Below are 18,973 nucleotides of genomic sequence, written 5' to 3'. Positions count from 1 at the left end.
CCACAAAACAGCTTTTTTTTCAAGCTGCAAACAATAATCCGATAACTGATGGTTTTTCAATCCCTTGCACCTCACTCCTATTATAGTATAAAATAGAACTATGTTTTTCTATATACGGCAAAAACGATGGCTTCAAGTGCTTTTCATCTTATTGCTCCTTCCGCTTTTTCCGGAATCTCTAAGAAATCAGAATAAAACATATTTTGATTCGATGAATTGGGAAGAATTAAATGATTTGGCTATCCCTCCGCTCCCCGAAGCCTATACGATTCAAGAAAGTCAGCCGGTTCCCTATGCAGACAGTATCGATGACGAGTGTATTCTACCATCGCTGTCTCAGCTCGGAATATTGGACTACCAGAATATCCCGGAGGATATACTCAGTTTTTGTGATACTCTTTCCGGGGCACTGACAGCACGTTTGATACCGGAGAGCTTATTTTCAAAGCAAAAAAACTTTTTACCGCATCTCGGGCGTTTTATTATTGAACGGCTTCCTGTTCTTTCCCATAGTTTTTACGGTCGTCCTGTATTTGCACAAAACGGTTCCGCGCAGATACTTTTCAGACTCAGTGTAACACCTCAAAAGGTACAGACTGATGCACTGCAACCGGTAGCAACACCTGCAGCCTTGGAATTTGCTGGAGAAACTCCTAAAGAAGCATATAACGATCCCCACGAGCAAGAAACGGCACAAGAATCTGCTGAAACAACCCAAAAACAAGGAGCTGCACCGGAGCCGCTTTCTCCTGCGGACACTGCTGCCGGCAGCACGCAGACTGCAGAAATATCACAGCAGCATGAATCTGATATATCCGCTTTATTTTCTGAAACGGATGCACCGCTTGCTATCATGCTGGAAATCACCGCGATTAAAGAAGAGGAGGAATGGAAGATTTCCGGTATTGAGGTAAAGGGGGCTGAATATGCGGATTCCGCTCTCAAGGATTGAATATGAATATGTCCTTGAAACATTCATGGACTGTCCTCCGCCTCTTTTACTACAGACCGGTACGTTTTTCTATGCGGTAACGCCTCAGTCATATACGATTAAGCAAAGCCGCCTTTACTGTACCCTTCCGGCAGAATATATTGGAAAAAATGTTTCTGTTTTTTTTGAACATAAAAAACGCAGTATTGTATTTTCCAGCATCATTTACCATTCCAAAGACGGGACGTATTTACAGCTGCCCGATATTGCTTATAAATACGATGCTGATGCACAAAAAAGAAATGTACACGCTGAGATTGTCGTACCGAAAGCGCCACCGATTATTGCACAAGGACACGAAAATTTTCCGCTGGATTCCATTATCCACACTGATGTACAACTGCCGGCTGCTTCCGATTTTCTTCCGTCAGCATATCAGATTGCTTTACAGTACGTTGCAGAAGAGACACAAAGTATAAATGATCATGCCTTTCCGCTTTTTCTTTACCGTTTGCATGAATTTGAGCGGCACGTAAATCATTGGACAAATCACCATATACAATCAAGTCTTTCTATTCTCTTTATTGATAGTAAGCTGATGCTATGCGGATGCAAAGACAGTTATGCCGTTACCATTGGAAGACGGCAATCCTTGCAGTTTATACTCTACTTTCCGCACCGTACTATCCGGATATTGAAAGGACGCAGTTTATTTTCTCACTTCATCCCTAAAAGCAACGGAGCAGTCCTCGGCTTTTTGTTTGAGGATATATTTGAAGAAGATAAACGTTTTTTATATGAGCAGGTGTATCATGAGAAGTATAACCCCTCTTTTTTTTGAAAATATACGGCGCATCATTAAAAGTGTATATACAGAATACACCAAATATGTTCGATATTAACATTGTCAAACATAACAACGAATTCTACACCGCACAAATAATATGATTTAGAATATCGCTTCCGGTTAATAAGAACAGCATCCGTATCGGGTAATTCCATACAGTGCAAAATGTTGAGTACTATGCCCCGACACTCTGCATCGAGGGTGTTGATTTCCTATGCAGTGCTTCTCTTGATTTTTTATACTAGCTATGATAGTTTTCTACAATGTTGTGTGCATAATGCTCGCAATTAAGCGGAAAAATGCCTTACATGAGAGCAATCGGTATGATTGTTCCATTAAAGTTTATAAAACGTGCTGATTTTTCATTGCTGTAAAGCTTGCCTGGAACATCGCAAAAGCATTTACGGAAAGCCTCTAAGAACTGTTTTTAGAGGTTTTCCACTATAGAGGAATCCCGAAACAGTGTTTTAAAGATTCCTGCATGAAGGAGTAAAGAAATGAGTATGAAACCAATGTTGAGGAGCAATATCTGTTTAAATGCGCACCCTCAAGGGTGTAAAAAAGCGGTTGAAGACCAAATCGCTTATACAAAAAAACGGGCTGCGTCTCACCCTGCGGGTACGGCTGTTCCCAAAAACGTGTTAGTGGTCGGCTGTTCCGGCGGGTACGGACTTGCAAGCCGCATTACGGCAGCCTTTGGTTACGGAGCTGCTACAATCGGTGTGTCTTACGAAAAAGCCGGTTCCGAAAAAAAATGGGGAACGCCCGGCTGGTACAACAATTTAGCGGTTGATGCCGCTGCAAAAGAAGCCGGATTGGTATCTGTTACCATCGACGGTGATGCGTTTGCCGATAGCATTAAAGAACAGGTTATTGATGAATCCAAAAAGCATGGCATGAAGTTTGATTTGATTATCTACAGCGTGGCAAGTTCCGTGCGTACCGATCCTGAAACCGGTGTTACCTACCGCTCGGCTCTGAAGCCTTTTGGAAAGCCCTTTACCGGCAAAACCCTGGATCCGTTTACCGGCGCACTGACGGAAATCACCGCGGAACCGGCGAGCGACGAAGAAGCCGCTGCTACCGTAAAGGTCATGGGCGGTGAGGATTGGCAGCGCTGGATAGAAAAACTCGGCGCCGCAGACCTGCTTGCACAAGGTTGTATTACCGTTGCCTATTCCTATATCGGACCGGAAGCGACGCAAGCGTTGTACCGCAAAGGTACAATCGGTAAGGCTAAGGAACACTTGGAAGCCACCGCCCATGCGTTAAACACCAAGCTCGCTGCCTTAAAAGGTCAGGCTTTTGTGTCGGTTAACAAAGGATTGGTAACTCGTGCAAGCGCCGTTATTCCGGTTATTCCGCTCTATTTGGCAAGCCTTTTTAAAGTAATGAAGGAAAAAGGCACGCACGAAGGCTGTATCGAACAGATTAACCGCCTTTTTGACAGCCGTTTGTACACGGCAGACGGAGTTATCCCGACGGATAGCGAACACCGTATCCGCATCGATGACTGGGAATTGGATGAATCAGTACAGTCCGCCGTTGCAAATATTATGGCAACCGTTACCGATGAGACAAGCCGTGAGCAAACCGATGTGGATGAATACCGCCACAGCTTTTTGGCAATTAACGGGTTTGATATTGACGGCATCGACTATGATGCTGAAATTGACCGGTTTGACCGAATATAAGAGCTGCCACACTTGTTGAGTATAGCGGTGTGGAACCACCCATGCTGCTGTATGTAACAGGAACAGGTTAGATATTAAACCTGTTCGGAAACTTCTGTTTTAACACAGGTCTATTTTATACAATGCCGGTGATACAGATAAGAATGAACCGGCGCTGATACAGAGTACTATAATATGAACGAAAAATTTATTTTGAATGTCTTTGAAAAATTTGAAAAAAGCTCAGCTGTGCTGCTCCATATAAAGGAAGGAGAAGCGGAACTGACGTTGAAAAAAGAAGCTGCATATCAGAATGTGCAGACTGCCGTGCCGTTTGCGCTGCAAAATGCACCCATACAACCGCTCGCCGGAACGGATGCGAATGGATATGCTGTAGGAGGAACCGGTATACAGGGATTTTCTGCAAACGGCAGCACAGTTCCCGGAGCAGGGGTTCCAGGATATGCAAATGCAATAGGCACGGGTATACCGGGAGGAGCTGCCGGTCTTGCAGGTGCAGGAGCCAATTCCGCTGAAACGAATCCCGCAGCAACCGGTCTTACAAATTCCGCTGCGGTTACCTCCGCTGCTGATGCTAATCTTGTTACGGTTAAAAGCCCCATTGTCGGCTCATTCTACCGCTCTCCATCCCCTGATGCACCTGCATACGTTGACAAGGGTTCAAAGGTTTCCAAGGGACAGCCGCTTTGCATCCTTGAAGCGATGAAGATGATGAATACTCTTGAGTGCGAATATGATGGCACAATCGAAGAAATTCTTGCTGCGAACGGCGATTTGGTCGAGTTTGATCAGCCGCTCTTTACAATCAGGGTTTAAGTATGATACGGAAAATGCTGATTGCAAACCGCGGTGAAATTGCCGTTCGCGTTATCCGCGCTTGCCGGGAAATGGACATTGAAACGGTCGCCGTGTATTCAACTGCCGATAAAGAATGTCTGCATGTGCAGTTAGCGGATCATGCAGTGTGTATCGGACCGGCTCCGTCCGCCAAAAGCTACCTTAATAAAGAAGCGCTGATTACCGCCGCACTCTGCACCGGCTGCGATGCTGTGCATCCCGGTGTCGGCTTTCTTTCGGAAAACGCAGATTTTGCGCGAGAAGTTGAAAAATCCGGCATGTTCTGGATTGGACCGAAACCGGATACCATCGAAATGCTTGGCGATAAGGTAAAAGCACGAGAAACTGCCCAAAAAAGCGGTCTACCGGTTACTCCCGGTTCTGCCGGTGCAGTCAAAACCAAAGAGCAGGCTATAGAAACCGCAAACAAATGCGGATATCCCGTCATCATTAAAGCAGCCTCAGGCGGCGGCGGCAAGGGAATGCGTATTGTCTGGAAAGAAGCCGATTTAGCCGAAAACCTCGCTATAGCTTCTTCTGAAGCGGAAGCCAATTTTGCAGACGGTACCGTGTATATTGAAAAATATTTAAGCGATCCGCGGCATGTTGAGCTGCAGGTTATCGGCGACGGTGCAGGCGGTGTTGCAATTCTGGGCGAACGGGATTGTTCCGTACAGCGGAATCATCAAAAACTGATAGAGGAAAGCCCCTCGCAGGCGGTAAGCGATTCCATGTACGATGCGATGTGCTCCGGTGCAAAAAAGCTTTTTTCCACGCTCAACTATTGCGGAGCAGGTACTATCGAATTTCTTGTCTCCGGCGATCAGTTTTATTTTATGGAAGTAAACGCACGTGTGCAGGTTGAGCACCCCGTCTCCGAGATGGTAACCGGTACCGATATTATCCGTGAGCAGATTACTGTGTGTACGGGCGGCAAAATGACACTCCCCGACGGTGTTCTGCCGGTGAAGGGTTGGGCAATCGAAGCCCGAATCAATGCGCGAACTCCCGGTTTGATTACGAATTTACGGATTCCCGGCGGAAACGGCATCCGGTTTGATGGTTTTCTCTATCAAGGCTATAAGGTTGTGCCTTTTTACGATTCAATGACTGCAAAGCTGATCGTACATGGGGAAAACCGTGCGCAAACCATTAAGAAACTGCTGTGCGCACTTGATGAGCTGCACATAGAAGGCATTCAGACTAATATTGAAGAGCAAAAGGCTATTTTACGTTCTGAGCAGTTCCAATCGGGTACCTTCGGTACAAGTTTATATGCGCAGTTATTCACTACAGGAGACAAATAAGGAAAAAATGATGGAATGTCCTCATTGTAAAACACAATATGAACGGGAAATACTACTCAAGCATTTGATGGTATGCCCCGATTGCGGCTGCCATCTCCGGATGGATGTATCGGAACGGATTGCCTATCTTGCCGACAAAGATACGTTTGAAGAGCTTGACCCAACACTTAGGACGATGAATCCCATTCAGATGGCGGGTTATGAAGAAAAAATCTCTGCTGCGGAGGCAAAAACCTCGATCAATGAGGCAGTTGTTACCGGCAAATGTAAGATTGAAGGCAGGGATGCGCTATTAGGCGTTATGTCGTTCGATTTCCTCGGCGGTTCGATGGGTTCGGTTGTCGGCGAGAAGATTTCACGGCTTATGCTGAAGGGCGCGGCGGAACGGATACCGGTAATTATCTATGCCACATCGGGCGGTGCGCGTATGCAGGAAGGGCTTTTCTCGCTGATGCAGATGGCAAAAACCTCCAGCGCGGCAGCTGAGCTGGACGACAAGGGGGTACCTCTCTTTCTGATGCTTTGTGATCCTACAACGGGCGGCGTAACGGCAAGTTTTGCAATGCTCGGTGATGTGATTGCTGCAGAGCCTCATGCACTTATCGGTTTTGCCGGGCCCCGCGTTATCGAAGGCACTATTCACCAGCAACTGCCGGAAGGCTTTCAGCGCGCTGAGTTCCAGCTTAAAAAAGGCTTTGTGGACTGCATTGTGCCGAGGATTGAGCAAAAACACTTTTTTGCCGTAATGATCGACGCACACATGAATCCGCCGTTCGGCAAGGAAAGGAAGTAACATGAGTAAAGAAAACGAACAAAAAAATGACCAAAGCGAGCTTTTAACCGGCTTACGCGATATTGCGGATAAATACGGACTCGATATTACTACCGAGTTAAAAACGATAACCGAAAAATTACAAGCCAGTTCTGCCATTTCGCAAGTATGGCGGAAAATTGAACTTGCACGGCACAATGACCGTCCGCGCGCCCTCGATTATATCGATATGATCTTTGACAACTTTATCGAACTGCACGGCGACCGCTGCTTCGGCGATGACCCCGCACTGATAGGCGGTATTGCCTTTATCAACGGAATACCGGTAACGGTTATCGGAAACCAGAAAGGGCGGAATTTGCGGGAGACCATCGACCGGAACGGCGGTATGGCAAACCCCGAAGGCTACCGAAAGGCACTCAGGCTTATTAAGCAGGCGGAGAAATTTCACCGCCCTATCATCACCTTTGTAGACACGCAGGGGGCATATCCGGGGCTTGGTTCGGAGGAGCGCGGTATTGCTGAAGCTATCGCGGTAAACTTACGTGAACTCAGCCGCGTGAAAACCCCGGTTATCTGCTTTGTCATCGGAGAAGGCGGCTCAGGAGGTGCGCTCGGCATCGGAGTCGGCGATAAAGTGTACATGCTGGAAAATGCTATTTTCTCGGTTATCTCTCCGGAAGGCTGTGCCTCAATCCTCTTGCGGGATTCAAGCAGAGCAAAAGATGCCGCTGCAATGCTGAAAATTACGAGCCGTGAGGTGCTGGGGCTTAAACTGATTAATGGTGTCATCGAAGAGCCGATAGATGGCGCCCATACCGACCCGCAAAAAGCTGCAGATAAAATACGCGCTCAAATCCTGCACGACTTAGCTGATTTATGTAAGCGTGATCCCAAAGTTTTGGTACGGTACCGCCGCAAAAAGATACACGCTATCGGGCTTTTCTCTGAATAATACCGGCAAGAACTCCTCTTGGTGTATGGGGAGTTCATCGATAGCCGTTTGCATCAAGAATCGAATTTTGCAGAGGTTTTAAACTGGATTTCAGCCCGTTTTAAAACCTCCTGCACGAGCAATGCCCGAATCCTTTCGATACGGAGTTCATCTACTTGCAGCGGCTCATCGAGCTGGATGGTGCCATTCAGCAGCAAAAAAGCGATATGGGCTGTTTGAATTTGGTATAGTAGTGCCGTACAGGCTTCATAGCTCAGACCAGTAACCAGTCCGAGATTAATACCGAGTTTTATCTTAAAAATAAGATCAATCGTATCTTTGGCATCCAAAAGATATGCGTTTTTTGCTGTGCTCAATGCTTTGATTACCTCATCTTGAATACGCCAAAGCTGTGTGTTTAGCAGCGACTCGCGTAATTCACATTCTTCATTGATGAGCAAGTCAATAGCTGCCATCATAGTCTTGAGCTGCAGTTCATCAGTGGAACCAGCAGCGCTCTTTGTCGAAATTAAATAGAGATACCCAAGCTGCCGTTTGCCGTTTTGTGCGTAATAGGCATGTATATCAAAATTTTGCTTAGTCAGAGCCTCTATTTTTTTTTGTATCCGATTTGTCCATGTGTGTCCGGGGAGTGAACAAAGAACCGAGCATTTCATTCCGCTGCCGATGTTCATAATATCCGATGATAGATACCCAAAGTCTTGCACTGCGCTAAATTCCAAAGATTCTCCGAGTTTATTGATGGCTGTTTTTGCCAGTACAAAGCACTTTTCTATTTCAAATCCGGCATAAAAGGCAGAAAGTCTAATATGATCCTTGATATTCACGGTTGCAGAAAGTATCCCATCATCACGGACGACAACTCCCATACCGAAATGAGGTTCAAGGTTGACCGGCAATATATTCCGTTCTTCAAAAATCTTTTTCGCGATACCGTCAAGCGTATCCAGCCGGATAGGATGAAATTCCGCAGCGGCAGGAGAAATATTTTGAAATACCGGTACAATAGTCTGATATACTGATTCCGCCTCTTCTTTTCCGAGCATTGCAGGAAAACGGCATCCCTTCAAATTCCTCATAATGCGTACTCTTGAAGAAATAACTGTGTCGTTATCATTACCCGAATAGGTATACCAAGCATTCGAAGTCGCAAACATGCTTTTTTTAAGCCTCCTGCTTTTTTATTCGTACGGAGGGTTTAATACCTGCCGTTTCTCGGCTACGATCTTCGCCGTAACAAAGGGTATTAAATCCGGCTGAAATCACCCTATGAAAGCAGCATATCCCGATGCTCTGTGCCGAGGCTATTAATTTTATCACGAAAATAGGCTGCGAGTTCATATTCTTCATTATTTACCGCCCTTTGGAGCTCTAATTCAAGCTGTTGCAGCGACAGTTGCTTAGCTGGATAAGTTTCACACTGGGCTGGCATAGCACCGCCGTAAAAAATATCTTCGCCTACTTCCTGCATGAGTTTTACAACCGTATCGCGGAAATAAAAAAAACAATACGGACATCCAATCATCTTCTTCTCTTGTACAACCCCGATCCGGGTTCCACATTCAGGACATACATCAGAATGCGGGATTTCTGAAGAAGATTCCTGTTGCAAGGTTTTCGGCAAAAGCCCTTCAAAGATATTTTTAAGCGAAAGATGCATTTTCTGTTCATCTGCATAAAGATTATGTTTTTTTGCGCATGACTTACATAAGTAGAGTTCCTTTGCCATTCCATTTACAATCTGCTGCACAAGTATGGATGCATTATGCTTTCCGCATATCTGACATATCATGATAACTCCCTTATAAAAGAAGGCACCCATTTTAAGTATTGCTGCTGCGGTGCCCTGTTCCCTACATACTAACCGCAGAGATAATACCGTCAATACTTGATAAAATCAAGAATAATCATTTTTTTATTCGTGTAGAGGGGATATTGATTTTTATCGGCAGCTTCTTTCTTTTTTATCTCTTTTTCACACTCTTGCTGTGTTCGGATGAAAATAAACCTTGCCTTTTAAAACTGAATGTGTTACAATGATACAAATGGATACAGTATCGCTTAATAATCTTATGTTTTCTAATGCCGAAAACGGGTCAGTTGAATTGGATTCTTCAACCCTTGCAGGTTTGAAGAAAATGCCGGTTGATATCTTCGATAATGTCTATGTCGGTGATGTAAAACCGGAGGCACTCATTTTATGCGTGGATGTTCGCGGATTTAGCAATTTCCTGTGCTCACATGATGAAAAGGCGGTATTTTCACTTATCACCGCGTTTACCTCCAATTTTTTATCATGTGTCAATCAATTCGGATTTGGATGCTCCTATTATAAGCTCCTAGGGGATGGAGCCCTTGTTATTTGGGACGAAACTACTCCGACAACGCTGGGTGAAGCAATTATGGTATTTCAGACCTATACGGAGTTTCTTGGTGAAGAACTATTCCGTCCCTATCCTGAACTAGGACTTGGCGGTGCCTTGGTAATGGAAAAAGTGTATAAGTATGAAATTTCTGCGGAAGCTTCAGCTCTCAAATACCGCGATTATGTCGGGTATGGTATAAACCTTGCCTGCCGTTTGCAGGGACTTGCCCGGAAGTCTGAACTTATTATCAACAAAAACCTTGTAAATTTAGACGCATTTACAACGGTTGTTAAAGACGCTCCTGCATTGGTAGAAGAAGCAAAGCGGCTTAAAGGGGTCTTTGACGAAGATAAGCAAACCCTGTACTTTTACGCAGGGGTAAATCCGGCAAATACCTTTGGCTTATAAACCAACCAATACTCGCAGCGCGGTATCTGAGAATTAAGCCTCCGCACGAATAGCGTGAGCAAAAGCTCAACGCTTAACGAGGGACTTTCGGCAACCTTAATCTCGTTGCCGAAAGTATGCCTTTCCATCTTTCTAGTATAAATAGACATTGCACTATATCTTGACAAAAAGAGACAGTATCATTCATTATACTTCCTGAACATGAAACAGCTCCCCGATTATAATGCCCCTTCTGCACTTGCCGCAGTATTAGATGAACACGGCTTTGGCATGCAGAAAAAGTTCGGGCAAAATTTTTTGATCAATGAACATATACGGCAGGAACTTGTCTCTGCGCTCGATCTTGCCGCCGGTGATACCGTATGGGAAGTAGGCCCCGGACTCGGCTCGATGACAGCCCTTCTTTTAGAGAAAAATGCGGATTTAACCGTTTTCGAGATTGACCGGGGCTTTATCCAGCTTTTGCAATCTTATTTTGGACACCATAAGACCTTTCATTTAATCGAAGGTGATGTACTGAAAACATGGCACGGAGAATACAGCCGCTATGCGCCGCGCTTCTTTTTTGGAAACCTTCCATATAATATCGCAGCAAAACTCATTGCCTCAACCATTGAATCGGATTGTCTCTTTGAAAAAATAGTACTCACGGTTCAAAAAGAAGTAGGACTGAGGATGACAGCGGCTCCGCATTCAGACAACTATTCATCGTTTTCCGTTCTATGCCAATGGGGCTATGATGTACGGGTAATCAGGGATATTGCCCCCGCTGCCTTTTGGCCCAAACCCAAGGTGGAGTCCCGCGCCTTATGTTTTACCCGTAAAGCGAAACCGCTGCAGGTTCGGGATAAACGGCTGTTTTTAACACTGGTGCGCGGACTTTTTAGTGCACGGCGCAAGACAGTCAAAAATAACGTAACAGCCGTCCTTGCCTCGCTTGGAAAACAAACAATTTCGCCGGAATCCCTCCTCAACGAAGCGGGAATTTCTCCGCAAGCCCGGGCAGAATCGCTTACCGTCTATGATTTTATCCGGTTATCGGATATACTCTCTCTTTGTGATGAATAAAAGATTACGTTGTATTGCCTTGTGCGTTCTCTGCGTAGTTGCGGTTGCTCAGTTCCCGCTGATTGCAGAAGAAAAAAAAGACGACCATACGCCGCTTCCCTATACAAAAGCAGAATTTCCGCTCTGGCAGCGGGAACTACGCCGGTTTGAAATACTCAGTTTTGGTGCGCTGCCCTTCGTAACGCTCTTTTCGTTCTGGGGCTACGATATGATTCGGGCTATCCAGCATCCTAAGGATCCCGGCTACTACCCCTGGCCTTTCAAGCAAGCTGATAAGGCAGTTGCACTGACCGAAAAAGAACAGCTTGGCGTATTTTTAACCGCTGCCGGTATATCGGTAACGATTGCACTCATTGATATAACCTATCGGGCAATTAAGCGGTCGGTAGAAAAAAAACGCTTGGAGCGGGAAAACGCCTTTACGGAATATCCGATTCAATTTATGCCTACGACGCTTCCGATCGAGGATGAACCGAAACCTACTGACAAGAAACCGGCAGAGTCGGTACCGGATGCTGTTCAGCAGGCAGAACCAGCCTCAGATGCCGCGCAGCAACAAGACCCCGCCGCAGAGAAAGCTCCCCCAACAGCCCCGTTGACTTCCGCAGAACAGATTTCCGGTTCTATTTCGATACAAGAAGCTGCTGTTTCCGGCAGTATAGCGCCCTCCGGTATACCTGCAAGTATGTCTGATACTGCCGTTTCCGATAGTCAGGCTCCTTCGGAAGTTTCTGCAGCTCCGGCAAATACGGTAAGTCTTGGGGATCACCCCGGAGAAGAAGGAGCAGCAGCCCTACCTCCCGCCGGACAAAGGGACGCAGCCTAAGATGCAGGACTGCCTTACGCTCACCGTACCGGATAACACCGGAAAGCAGCGGCTTGATGCCTTCTGCACTTCCAAACTGCACAATATGACCCGCTCAAAGTTCAAAGCAGGAATACAGTCCGTGCAGCTCAACGGCAAACCGGCAAAACTTTCAGCCTCGGTACAGTCTGGAGATGTTATCAATGTAGTATGGAATAATCCTGTACCGGAGACACTGGTTCCTGAGCAGATTCCTCTTTCCGTTTTATTTGAGAATGAAGATGTGCTTGTGGTGAACAAACCCGCAGGAATGGTAACACATCCGGCAGCAGGGAATTGGACAGGCACCCTCGTACAAGCGCTTGCGTATTACCGCTTACATACCTCTCCAATACGGGATGAACTTTCACGCCGTATTGCCGGAGAAACAGAACCAAACTCGTTTACCAGACTGCTCCGGGCAGGGATTGTGCATAGACTTGACAAAGACACCTCCGGGGTACTGATTACGGCACGCAATGCCGCTGCAGAGTCTTGTTTGAAAGAGGCATTTAAGCAGCGCCACACAGAAAAGTACTATCTGGCTCTTTTACAGGGAATACCGGAGCAGCCCTCCGGCATTATCGAAACCTCAATTTTCCGAGATGGCAGAACACGAATCCGTTTTGCAGCATCTGCCGATCTTTCCAAGGGGAAGTACGCACGCTCCCGCTACAAAGTACTCAACATATACGGAAACTGTGCATTGGTGTTGTTTAAAATAGATACCGGCAGAACACATCAGATTAGGCTGCACGCCCGGTTTATCGGCTGTCCGGTAGTAGGTGACAGCCTCTATGGGAAAAAAAACGCGGCATTAAAGCAGTATGGGCTGATGCTCCATGCGTACCGTCTGCGTTTAAGACTCCCCGCGCAACAAGAACCGTCAACGTTTACCGCTCCGGTGCCGCAGCGTTTTCTTTCAGCGATTGCGGTACTCCGGAATGCCCGCAATACACACAGCATATAGGAACCGCATGAAAATAGATACCGCAGCCCTCCCCTCCCCTGCGCTTGCAGCTCCGCGTAGTGAGCATTCGCTGGAGAAAGCTCCGCCTCCTGCAGCATTCGATTATTGCAGAACAGCCCCCTGCATTGTGAAGGAAACCGCACAGTGGGCAGTAGTGTATAAACCGCCGCAGCTGCCGACAGCCCCCCTCCGTACAGATGAACAAAATACACTTGTCTATTGGTTTTTACAAACACAGGCAGCACGGAATCCGGAACAGGACTTTTGCGCACAGCCTTACTCCTGCTATACGCCGGCAGATGCGGCAGAAGGACTGACTCAGCGGGCATATACAGCTGATATTCACACAAGCCCTGCGGCACAGGTGCGGGGAAAAAAAGCTATTGAAGCAGGGCTGCTCCATCGGCTTGATACCGGCACACGAGGCTTAGTCCTTTTTGCAAAAACGCAAGCGTGTTATGATTTCCTTTCCGCCCGGCAGGATGCTGGAGAACTCCGCAAAACCTACTACGCTTTTACGGCTCCATATACGGCAGATCCATCCAAAAACACGGCGGTGCCGGTATGTATTCCGCAGCGGCATCTCCCGGCTGAAAGCATTGCAGCTCAGCTGCCATTCAGTATTGCAAGCCAGTTTAGAAACTTCGGTCCCGGCGCAAAGCGGGTTGCTCCGGTTTTTGCCGGATCACGGCAGTACAAAGAAGGGAACCGGCTCTATACAACCGTTGTTGAAGGAGTTGACATCATTGACTACAGGATTGATTGTTACCCCCTGCAAGACCGGCAAAGCTGCACGCCGGTCTTCTCCGGTGCCGTACCGCAAACACAGCAGCGTGAATATACCTCCCCTACCCGCTTGGCGGAACTGAATAATCCGGTGATACGGGGATTCCGCTGCAGCCTCACCCGCGGGTACCGGCACCAAGTGCGGGTACACCTTGCATCAGTGGGATATCCGATCATCGGTGATCCGCTCTACGCAGAAGCGTCTTCCGCTTTACCGGGCAGTCATGACCACAGCACTCATCAAAGCACGTGTTTACAGCTCTATGCGATAGGACTCAGCTTCCCCGATCTTGAAAACCCACAGCAGAATATATCCGTTGTGCTTCCGCCGCCAGATAAAATGAACCCGTAATTAACAGCGGACGGGATTCTGCAAAACTTCTCTGAAAGGCACGCTGCAAGACGGTATTAAAATCCTCATCAGCTTCAATCCGTACCGCTGGTTCTCCGCAAAAGGTATGTATAAACGCTCCGGCAGTCCTCTCGATATTGCCTTTTTTAAAGGAACCGGGAATGGTGATATATATATCCGAAACCTTCCCTAAAAAGATAGGGGCAAACATATCTGGGTTTTTATCGGCAGCGCAGGCAAAGACCAAAAGCGGCTTTGACCCATCCGGCGGTACCGAATCAGTACCGCGCGAGCTATCCGCAGTAGCGGATATACCCGCAACGGAAGTTGTGGGATCGGCAGCGGCGGAAGGAACACCGGCAGTACAAACCGCGGAATCAGAAAGAGCAGCGAATACCCCAGCAACGGGAACTGTAGGATCGTCAGCAACAGAGAGAGCACCGGCAACGGGAACTGCGGGATCGGCAGCGGCGGAGGATGTACCGGCAGCACAAGCCGAAAAATCGGCAGCGGCAGAGGATGTACCGGCAGCAGAAACTGCGGAATCAGAAGGAGCAGCGGATGCACCGACAACACAAGCCGCGGAATCGGCAGCGGCGGGGGGAACACCGGCAGTACAAACCGCGGAATCAGAAAGAGCAGCGGATCCACCGGCAACGGGAACTGCGGGATCGGCAGTGGCGGTAGAATCCTGTCCGGAAAGCGATGCATGAGCAGCAATCAGCTGGAAAAAGGTATCTGCGCAGGTTTGAATACTATTACCGGTATGCGCTCCGTCAATTATGATAAGCGGATGAGTACACAGCAGCTGAAAACGCGCTGGAAGCCATGCCTGTGCCAGCGCTTGCTCGATTATCGCTTCCGAAACCTCCGGGCAGCAATACCGGAATGCCGCTGCTGCCAGCGCCGCGTTTTCTGCCTGTACCGGAGTAAAAAGCGGCAGCACCGTATGAATGGGACGGGCAAACAGCTTACCGATCGGATGATCTGCTGCAAAGGTAATGTTCACTTCTCGTCCTTGCACAGTGAGCCGGTGCTCCAACGAGGCAATACAATCCGGCAGATAAAAAAAGGGAGCATTAAGTTCCGCTGCCTGCTTTTTAAAAACAGCCAAGGCATCTTCTTTCTGCCGGGAACAAAACACCGGCACCCCAGCTTTGATGATCCCAGCCTTTTCCGCTGCAATCTGCTCAATGGTATTACCGAGATATTCGCAATGCTCCAACTCAATGGGAGTAAGCAGCACCACTGCCGGTTCTATGATATTGGTTGCATCCAGCCGTCCCCCCATACCGGTTTCAAACACAGCCCAATCAAGCTGCTCCTGCCTGAATAGCACAAAAGCTGTCAGCGTAACCAGCTCAAACCAGCTCGGCTGCGGAGATTCCGCCTTTCCGATGTGAGGCTGCACCTGCTGCCGTACCGTGCGGAATGCTTCCATATATGCAGCATCGCTGAAAAAAGCACCGTTGTGCGTTATCCGTTCCCGAAAATCATTTACATGCGGTGAAGTATATAACCCGGTTTTTTTTCCCGCTGCCGTGAGCAATGCAGAAAGCATCGCCGCAACAGAACCTTTCCCCTTAGACCCTGCAATATGTGCAGTTTTATACGCTGTTTGCGGATTTGCAAACAAGGCAGCATAATAACGAACCACCTCAAGACAAAAGGCTTTGCTATGAGGCTTTTTTTCAAAATTGATAAAGCTGTCCAGCCATGCATAAAAATCACTCATATTCTTCATAGAGCCTCATTATGCGCATTATTACAGCTCTTATGCAAGCAAGAGGCTACGAAAGGTATGAAAGTATGTTTTTCATGTGTACGATCATGGGAAATACAGTATGGTTTCCTTTTCTCTTTTCATACTGAATATTTAAAGGCTGCAACAGCTTTCTTGCATAAATTGCAAAGTGATTATATACTTCAATGCAAATAAGCTTAAGGACAACCTCTAAAACTGAAAGTTTTTGGGGTTTGCCGCTCATACCGCTACCAGTGCTGGTCAGTTCGTATGCGGCATTTTTTAGTAACTCATCAAGGGGTATTGTTTGCATTATGGAAACAATGATTAAAGAAAATATTCAGCGTATTACCGCCCGTATTACAGCAGCGTGTAAAAAGGCTGGGCGTAATCCTCAAGAGCTGCAGCTCCTGTTAGCAACAAAAACTGTTGAGCCGGAACGCATTCTTCAAGCATTTGCTGCCGGTTGTACACTCATCGGCGAAAACAAAGTACAGGAATTGCGTGATAAATACGAAGCACTAGCAGCTGTGCCGCATACGGCTCATTTTATCGGGCATCTCCAATCGAATAAGATTAAAGAGGTTGTGCAATATGCCCAGTGTATTCAATCAGTTGATAATCTTGATCTTGCCGCAAAGCTGGAGCATCGTTTAGCACAGGAAGATAAGTCCATGGATATTCTCATACAAGTGAACACCTCTGCTGAAGAAAGTAAATTCGGCTGCAAACCTGAAGAAACTGAATCCTTGGTGCGTGCCATTTCTTGTTTTCCGCATATTGCAATACGCGGCTTTATGACGATCGGAGCATTATCTGCAGGAGAAGATAAAACACGGGAATGCTTCCGCTGTCTCAAACAGATACAAAAGCGTATCATCGCGGCTGCCCTCCCGAATGTCTCAACGGAGATTCTTTCGATGGGTATGTCCGGAGATTTGGAGATTGCGGTTGAAGAAGGTTCAACCATGCTGCGGATCGGTTCTGCAGTATTCGGTGAACGCCATTATCCTGACTCCTATTATTGGAATGAGAATAGCCCTGTATGATGATCAAAAAAATATTTTTTCTATTGATATGTTCTGCTGCAACGGCGGCTATTTTCGGACAGGAGCTGCGCTGCGGCTCTCCGCGGACAAATGGCATTGATATTGAACTCTCGCAAGTGGAGCTGCATATTTCGGTATTTGATGAAGAATGCATAGCCTACCGCTTTGAACTTGGTGAAAATAAGAAACTATCCTGTGTTGAAACACAGCGGACGCTGCGGATACGGCAGCTGACACCATCAAAAGGAACGCTCTCGGTTTTTATTCCGCGGCAAATGGTTCTGGATAATTGCACTCTGCGGGTGAACCGTGCTTCTATAGATATAGAAGGGGTAACAGCGGTGAGCCTTTTGGCGATGGTGAACATGGGTTCCCTCTCAATAAAAGAAGGCGCCTTAAAAACCTCGGTTATTAACCTTGCAGGAAGCTCTTTGGTATTGGATCAAACAGAAATAGTCCGTTCATGTGCGCTTACGGTAACGGATGCCCGAGCAGCGCTGGCTCTTCCTTCAAAAGAAAGCGAATATCACCTTGATTATGTTCAAAATAAAGGCAGCTTAACCATCGGCGGCACTGACTATACAACAAGTCCCGGTGAATATGGCAATCCCCGTGCCAAGCGCCGTCTTATTATATCCGGCGGAGCTTCTTCTCTATCTATAGACTTTAGAAAGGATGACAAGACATAATCAACCCGTCATACACCTTTTTTTCTACAGGAGGCATGTTTGAGTATAATACGATACATACGCTTAAAGGTTTGTATCTTCTTCTGATACCGGTTCTTTTTCTTTAATAATGATAGTGCCGCTGCTGCCTTCCGCAAAGGAAAATTCTTTTGCAGCTGTATTTGCCGCAAAACTTTTCCCTTCTATAGTAACCTCATCTTTTTGAGTTATGCTGACAGTTTCTTCGGCAGGGGCAGCCAACAAACTTTCCTTCTTCTTCCAAATTAACGCAGGACTGCGTATAGAAAGATCATCTTCTATAAGATGAAAAAACACTGATCCGCCAAGCGAATATTCCTCCGCTTTTTCATCGATATACAAGATACCGGTTTCACCTTTCATGGATTCTTTTTGTGTTTTTTCATCATATTGGACAAAAAGGATATTTTTACCTGCCCAAATCTTTTCTTCGTCATACATCTCGAGCGCTTTTGCATATACGTTTAAATCGGTGAGTGCATTGCTATACCGCTTCAGTGTAACATTAGAAAATATCATATCAGGCTGCACTACAGTCTGTTCAGGTAAATCCTGATAGTTAAATGAACACGATATACAAAGAAAAACAATAAAGACAGGCAGCAGCTTCATTTACTGCTCATTGCCTCCCACCTCTGCTGAAGATTGCGTCCCCGATTCGACACCATCATCGGCTTCCGGCTTGCGGGAATAACTGACTAATAGATTCCGCCCGCGGTATGGAAAATCATTCAATTTTTGAATAATCGAATCGGCATCTTCACTCATCACTTGTACAAATGAATAATTATCAAGAATGCGTATATCTCCAATCCGCTCACGGCTTATATCTGCATTCTGAATAAGCAAGGTGATAATATCACGAGGAAAAACACGGCGGCTTCTGCCAATACTCATAAAAATACTTACAGACTCTGACGGATCGAGTACCGGACGTTCTACCGGCTGCCGTTCGGAAAAATATCCCCGCGGACGATCTGAAAATCGGGTATTTGAACGTCTATTATAGGGTTTAGACCGAGCAAACGACTGTGATTCAAACTCTTTAATCAGATATGCTGCGATATAAGACCGCAAAGTAAAAGGAACATTTTTTCTAAAAATTTTCCTATACGCATTCAATACTTCAGGGTCTTCTTCTGTTTTGACAGCCTCCAAAGCTTCTTTTAAAAATGTTGAAATTTGTTCTTCATTTAATGTAAATGCGGGTGTATTCTTTGACACAATATACTCCTCTAAAAATAAAATAATCACTGTAATTTTCTTCAATCCGCACAGCACTAGACCTATTCGATAACTGCGTTTTCGAATAGGTCGACGAGTTCTAAATCGCACA

At 46.5% G+C, this 18,973-nt stretch carries 19 protein-coding genes; 14 read left to right on the top strand and 5 right to left on the bottom strand.

The features are described from left to right. The first annotated feature begins 100 nt into the window (after positions 1-100). The 7 genes from ACTTJ8_RS07675 (at position 101) to ACTTJ8_RS07645 (ending at position 7,343) form a co-directional block, all read left to right on the top strand. A complete protein-coding gene (locus ACTTJ8_RS07675; RefSeq protein WP_442715470.1) occupies positions 101-952 on the top strand; it encodes a hypothetical protein in 852 nt (283 codons plus the stop codon). Further along, positions 927-1,772, top strand: a complete 846-nt coding sequence (locus ACTTJ8_RS07670) for a hypothetical protein (protein ID WP_442715469.1) — start codon at positions 927-929, stop codon at positions 1,770-1,772. The genes ACTTJ8_RS07675 and ACTTJ8_RS07670 overlap by 26 nt, the downstream gene beginning before the upstream one ends. A 503-nt stretch (positions 1,773-2,275) precedes the next feature. Continuing rightward, entirely contained in the window at positions 2,276-3,472 is a 1,197-nt protein-coding gene (gene fabV / locus ACTTJ8_RS07665) for an enoyl-ACP reductase FabV (RefSeq protein WP_442720806.1), read from the top strand. 174 nt (positions 3,473-3,646) lie between these two features. Beyond that, the gene (gene accB / locus ACTTJ8_RS07660) at positions 3,647-4,288 is read left to right on the top strand and encodes an acetyl-CoA carboxylase biotin carboxyl carrier protein (protein ID WP_442720805.1); all 642 of its coding nucleotides are present in this window, start codon (positions 3,647-3,649) and stop codon (positions 4,286-4,288) included. A 2-nt stretch (positions 4,289-4,290) separates the two neighbouring features. Beyond that, positions 4,291-5,616: an acetyl-CoA carboxylase biotin carboxylase subunit gene (locus ACTTJ8_RS07655; RefSeq protein ID WP_442715466.1), complete on the top strand. Its 1,326-nt coding sequence runs from the start codon at positions 4,291-4,293 to the stop codon at positions 5,614-5,616. A gap of 10 nt (positions 5,617-5,626) precedes the next feature. Then, positions 5,627-6,409: an acetyl-CoA carboxylase carboxyltransferase subunit beta gene (locus ACTTJ8_RS07650; RefSeq protein WP_442715483.1), complete on the top strand. Its 783-nt coding sequence runs from the start codon at positions 5,627-5,629 to the stop codon at positions 6,407-6,409. 1 nt (position 6,410) lies between these two features. After that, the gene (locus ACTTJ8_RS07645; RefSeq protein WP_442715465.1) at positions 6,411-7,343 is read left to right on the top strand and encodes an acetyl-CoA carboxylase carboxyltransferase subunit alpha; all 933 of its coding nucleotides are present in this window, start codon (positions 6,411-6,413) and stop codon (positions 7,341-7,343) included. A 53-nt stretch (positions 7,344-7,396) separates the two neighbouring features. Here the strand turns inward: ACTTJ8_RS07645 and ACTTJ8_RS07640 are convergent, their stop codons facing one another. Together ACTTJ8_RS07640 and ACTTJ8_RS07635 are read right to left on the bottom strand one after the other, a co-directional pair. Further along, complete coding sequence (locus ACTTJ8_RS07640; RefSeq protein ID WP_442715464.1) at positions 7,397-8,500, bottom strand: ATP--guanido phosphotransferase; 1,104 nt, start codon at positions 8,498-8,500, stop codon at positions 7,397-7,399. 110 nt (positions 8,501-8,610) lie between these two features. Beyond that, positions 8,611-9,135 (bottom strand): UvrB/UvrC motif-containing protein, encoded by a 525-nt coding sequence (locus ACTTJ8_RS07635; RefSeq protein WP_442715463.1) that lies wholly within the window; start codon positions 9,133-9,135, stop codon positions 8,611-8,613. A 253-nt stretch (positions 9,136-9,388) separates the two neighbouring features. Here ACTTJ8_RS07635 and ACTTJ8_RS07630 point away from each other — a divergent pair, with 253 nt between their 5' ends. From ACTTJ8_RS07630 to ACTTJ8_RS07610, 5 genes are all read left to right on the top strand, one after another. Beyond that, complete coding sequence (locus ACTTJ8_RS07630) at positions 9,389-10,117, top strand: hypothetical protein (RefSeq protein ID WP_442720804.1); 729 nt, start codon at positions 9,389-9,391, stop codon at positions 10,115-10,117. A 201-nt stretch (positions 10,118-10,318) separates the two neighbouring features. Then, positions 10,319-11,185, top strand: coding sequence for a 16S rRNA (adenine(1518)-N(6)/adenine(1519)-N(6))-dimethyltransferase RsmA (gene rsmA, locus ACTTJ8_RS07625; protein ID WP_442720803.1), 867 nt, complete (start codon positions 10,319-10,321; stop codon positions 11,183-11,185). Next, positions 11,178-12,011 carry a hypothetical protein gene (locus tag ACTTJ8_RS07620; RefSeq protein ID WP_442720802.1) on the top strand — a complete coding sequence of 278 codons (834 nt, stop codon included), beginning with the start codon at positions 11,178-11,180 and terminating at the stop codon, positions 12,009-12,011. The genes rsmA and ACTTJ8_RS07620 overlap by 8 nt, the downstream gene beginning before the upstream one ends. After that, positions 11,944-12,999, top strand: a complete 1,056-nt coding sequence (locus ACTTJ8_RS07615; protein ID WP_442720801.1) for an RluA family pseudouridine synthase — start codon at positions 11,944-11,946, stop codon at positions 12,997-12,999. Before ACTTJ8_RS07620 ends, ACTTJ8_RS07615 begins: the two co-directional genes overlap by 68 nt. 7 nt (positions 13,000-13,006) lie before the next feature. Next, a complete protein-coding gene (locus ACTTJ8_RS07610) occupies positions 13,007-14,137 on the top strand; it encodes a pseudouridine synthase (RefSeq protein WP_442720800.1) in 1,131 nt (376 codons plus the stop codon). Here ACTTJ8_RS07610 and ACTTJ8_RS07605 read toward each other — a convergent pair. Further along, a complete protein-coding gene (locus tag ACTTJ8_RS07605; protein ID WP_442720799.1) occupies positions 14,061-15,881 on the bottom strand; it encodes a bifunctional folylpolyglutamate synthase/dihydrofolate synthase in 1,821 nt (606 codons plus the stop codon). The two genes, ACTTJ8_RS07610 and ACTTJ8_RS07605, sit on opposite strands and share 77 nt — an antisense overlap. A 314-nt stretch (positions 15,882-16,195) precedes the next feature. On the opposite strand from ACTTJ8_RS07605, the gene ACTTJ8_RS07600 reads away from it, so the two are divergent. After that, positions 16,196-16,930, top strand: a complete 735-nt coding sequence (locus ACTTJ8_RS07600) for a YggS family pyridoxal phosphate-dependent enzyme (RefSeq protein ID WP_442715457.1) — start codon at positions 16,196-16,198, stop codon at positions 16,928-16,930. Further along, the gene (locus tag ACTTJ8_RS07595; protein ID WP_442715456.1) at positions 16,927-17,619 is read left to right on the top strand and encodes a hypothetical protein; all 693 of its coding nucleotides are present in this window, start codon (positions 16,927-16,929) and stop codon (positions 17,617-17,619) included. The genes ACTTJ8_RS07600 and ACTTJ8_RS07595 overlap by 4 nt, the downstream gene beginning before the upstream one ends. Positions 17,620-17,682: 63 nt before the next feature. Here ACTTJ8_RS07595 and ACTTJ8_RS07590 read toward each other — a convergent pair whose 3' ends face one another. Together ACTTJ8_RS07590 and ACTTJ8_RS07585 are read right to left on the bottom strand one after the other, a co-directional pair. Then, positions 17,683-18,249, bottom strand: coding sequence for an LPS export ABC transporter periplasmic protein LptC (locus ACTTJ8_RS07590; protein WP_442715455.1), 567 nt, complete (start codon positions 18,247-18,249; stop codon positions 17,683-17,685). Next, positions 18,250-18,861: a DbpA RNA binding domain-containing protein gene (locus ACTTJ8_RS07585; RefSeq protein WP_442720798.1), complete on the bottom strand. Its 612-nt coding sequence runs from the start codon at positions 18,859-18,861 to the stop codon at positions 18,250-18,252. It abuts the gene before it with no gap. Between the last annotated feature and the right edge of the window lie 112 nt (positions 18,862-18,973).

Source organism: Treponema sp. (assembly GCF_052169735.1).
Classification (GTDB): Bacteria; Spirochaetota; Spirochaetia; order Treponematales; family Treponemataceae; genus Treponema.
The sequence above is the reverse complement of the archived record's forward strand: the minus strand, read 5'-3'. Positions and strand labels throughout refer to the sequence as shown.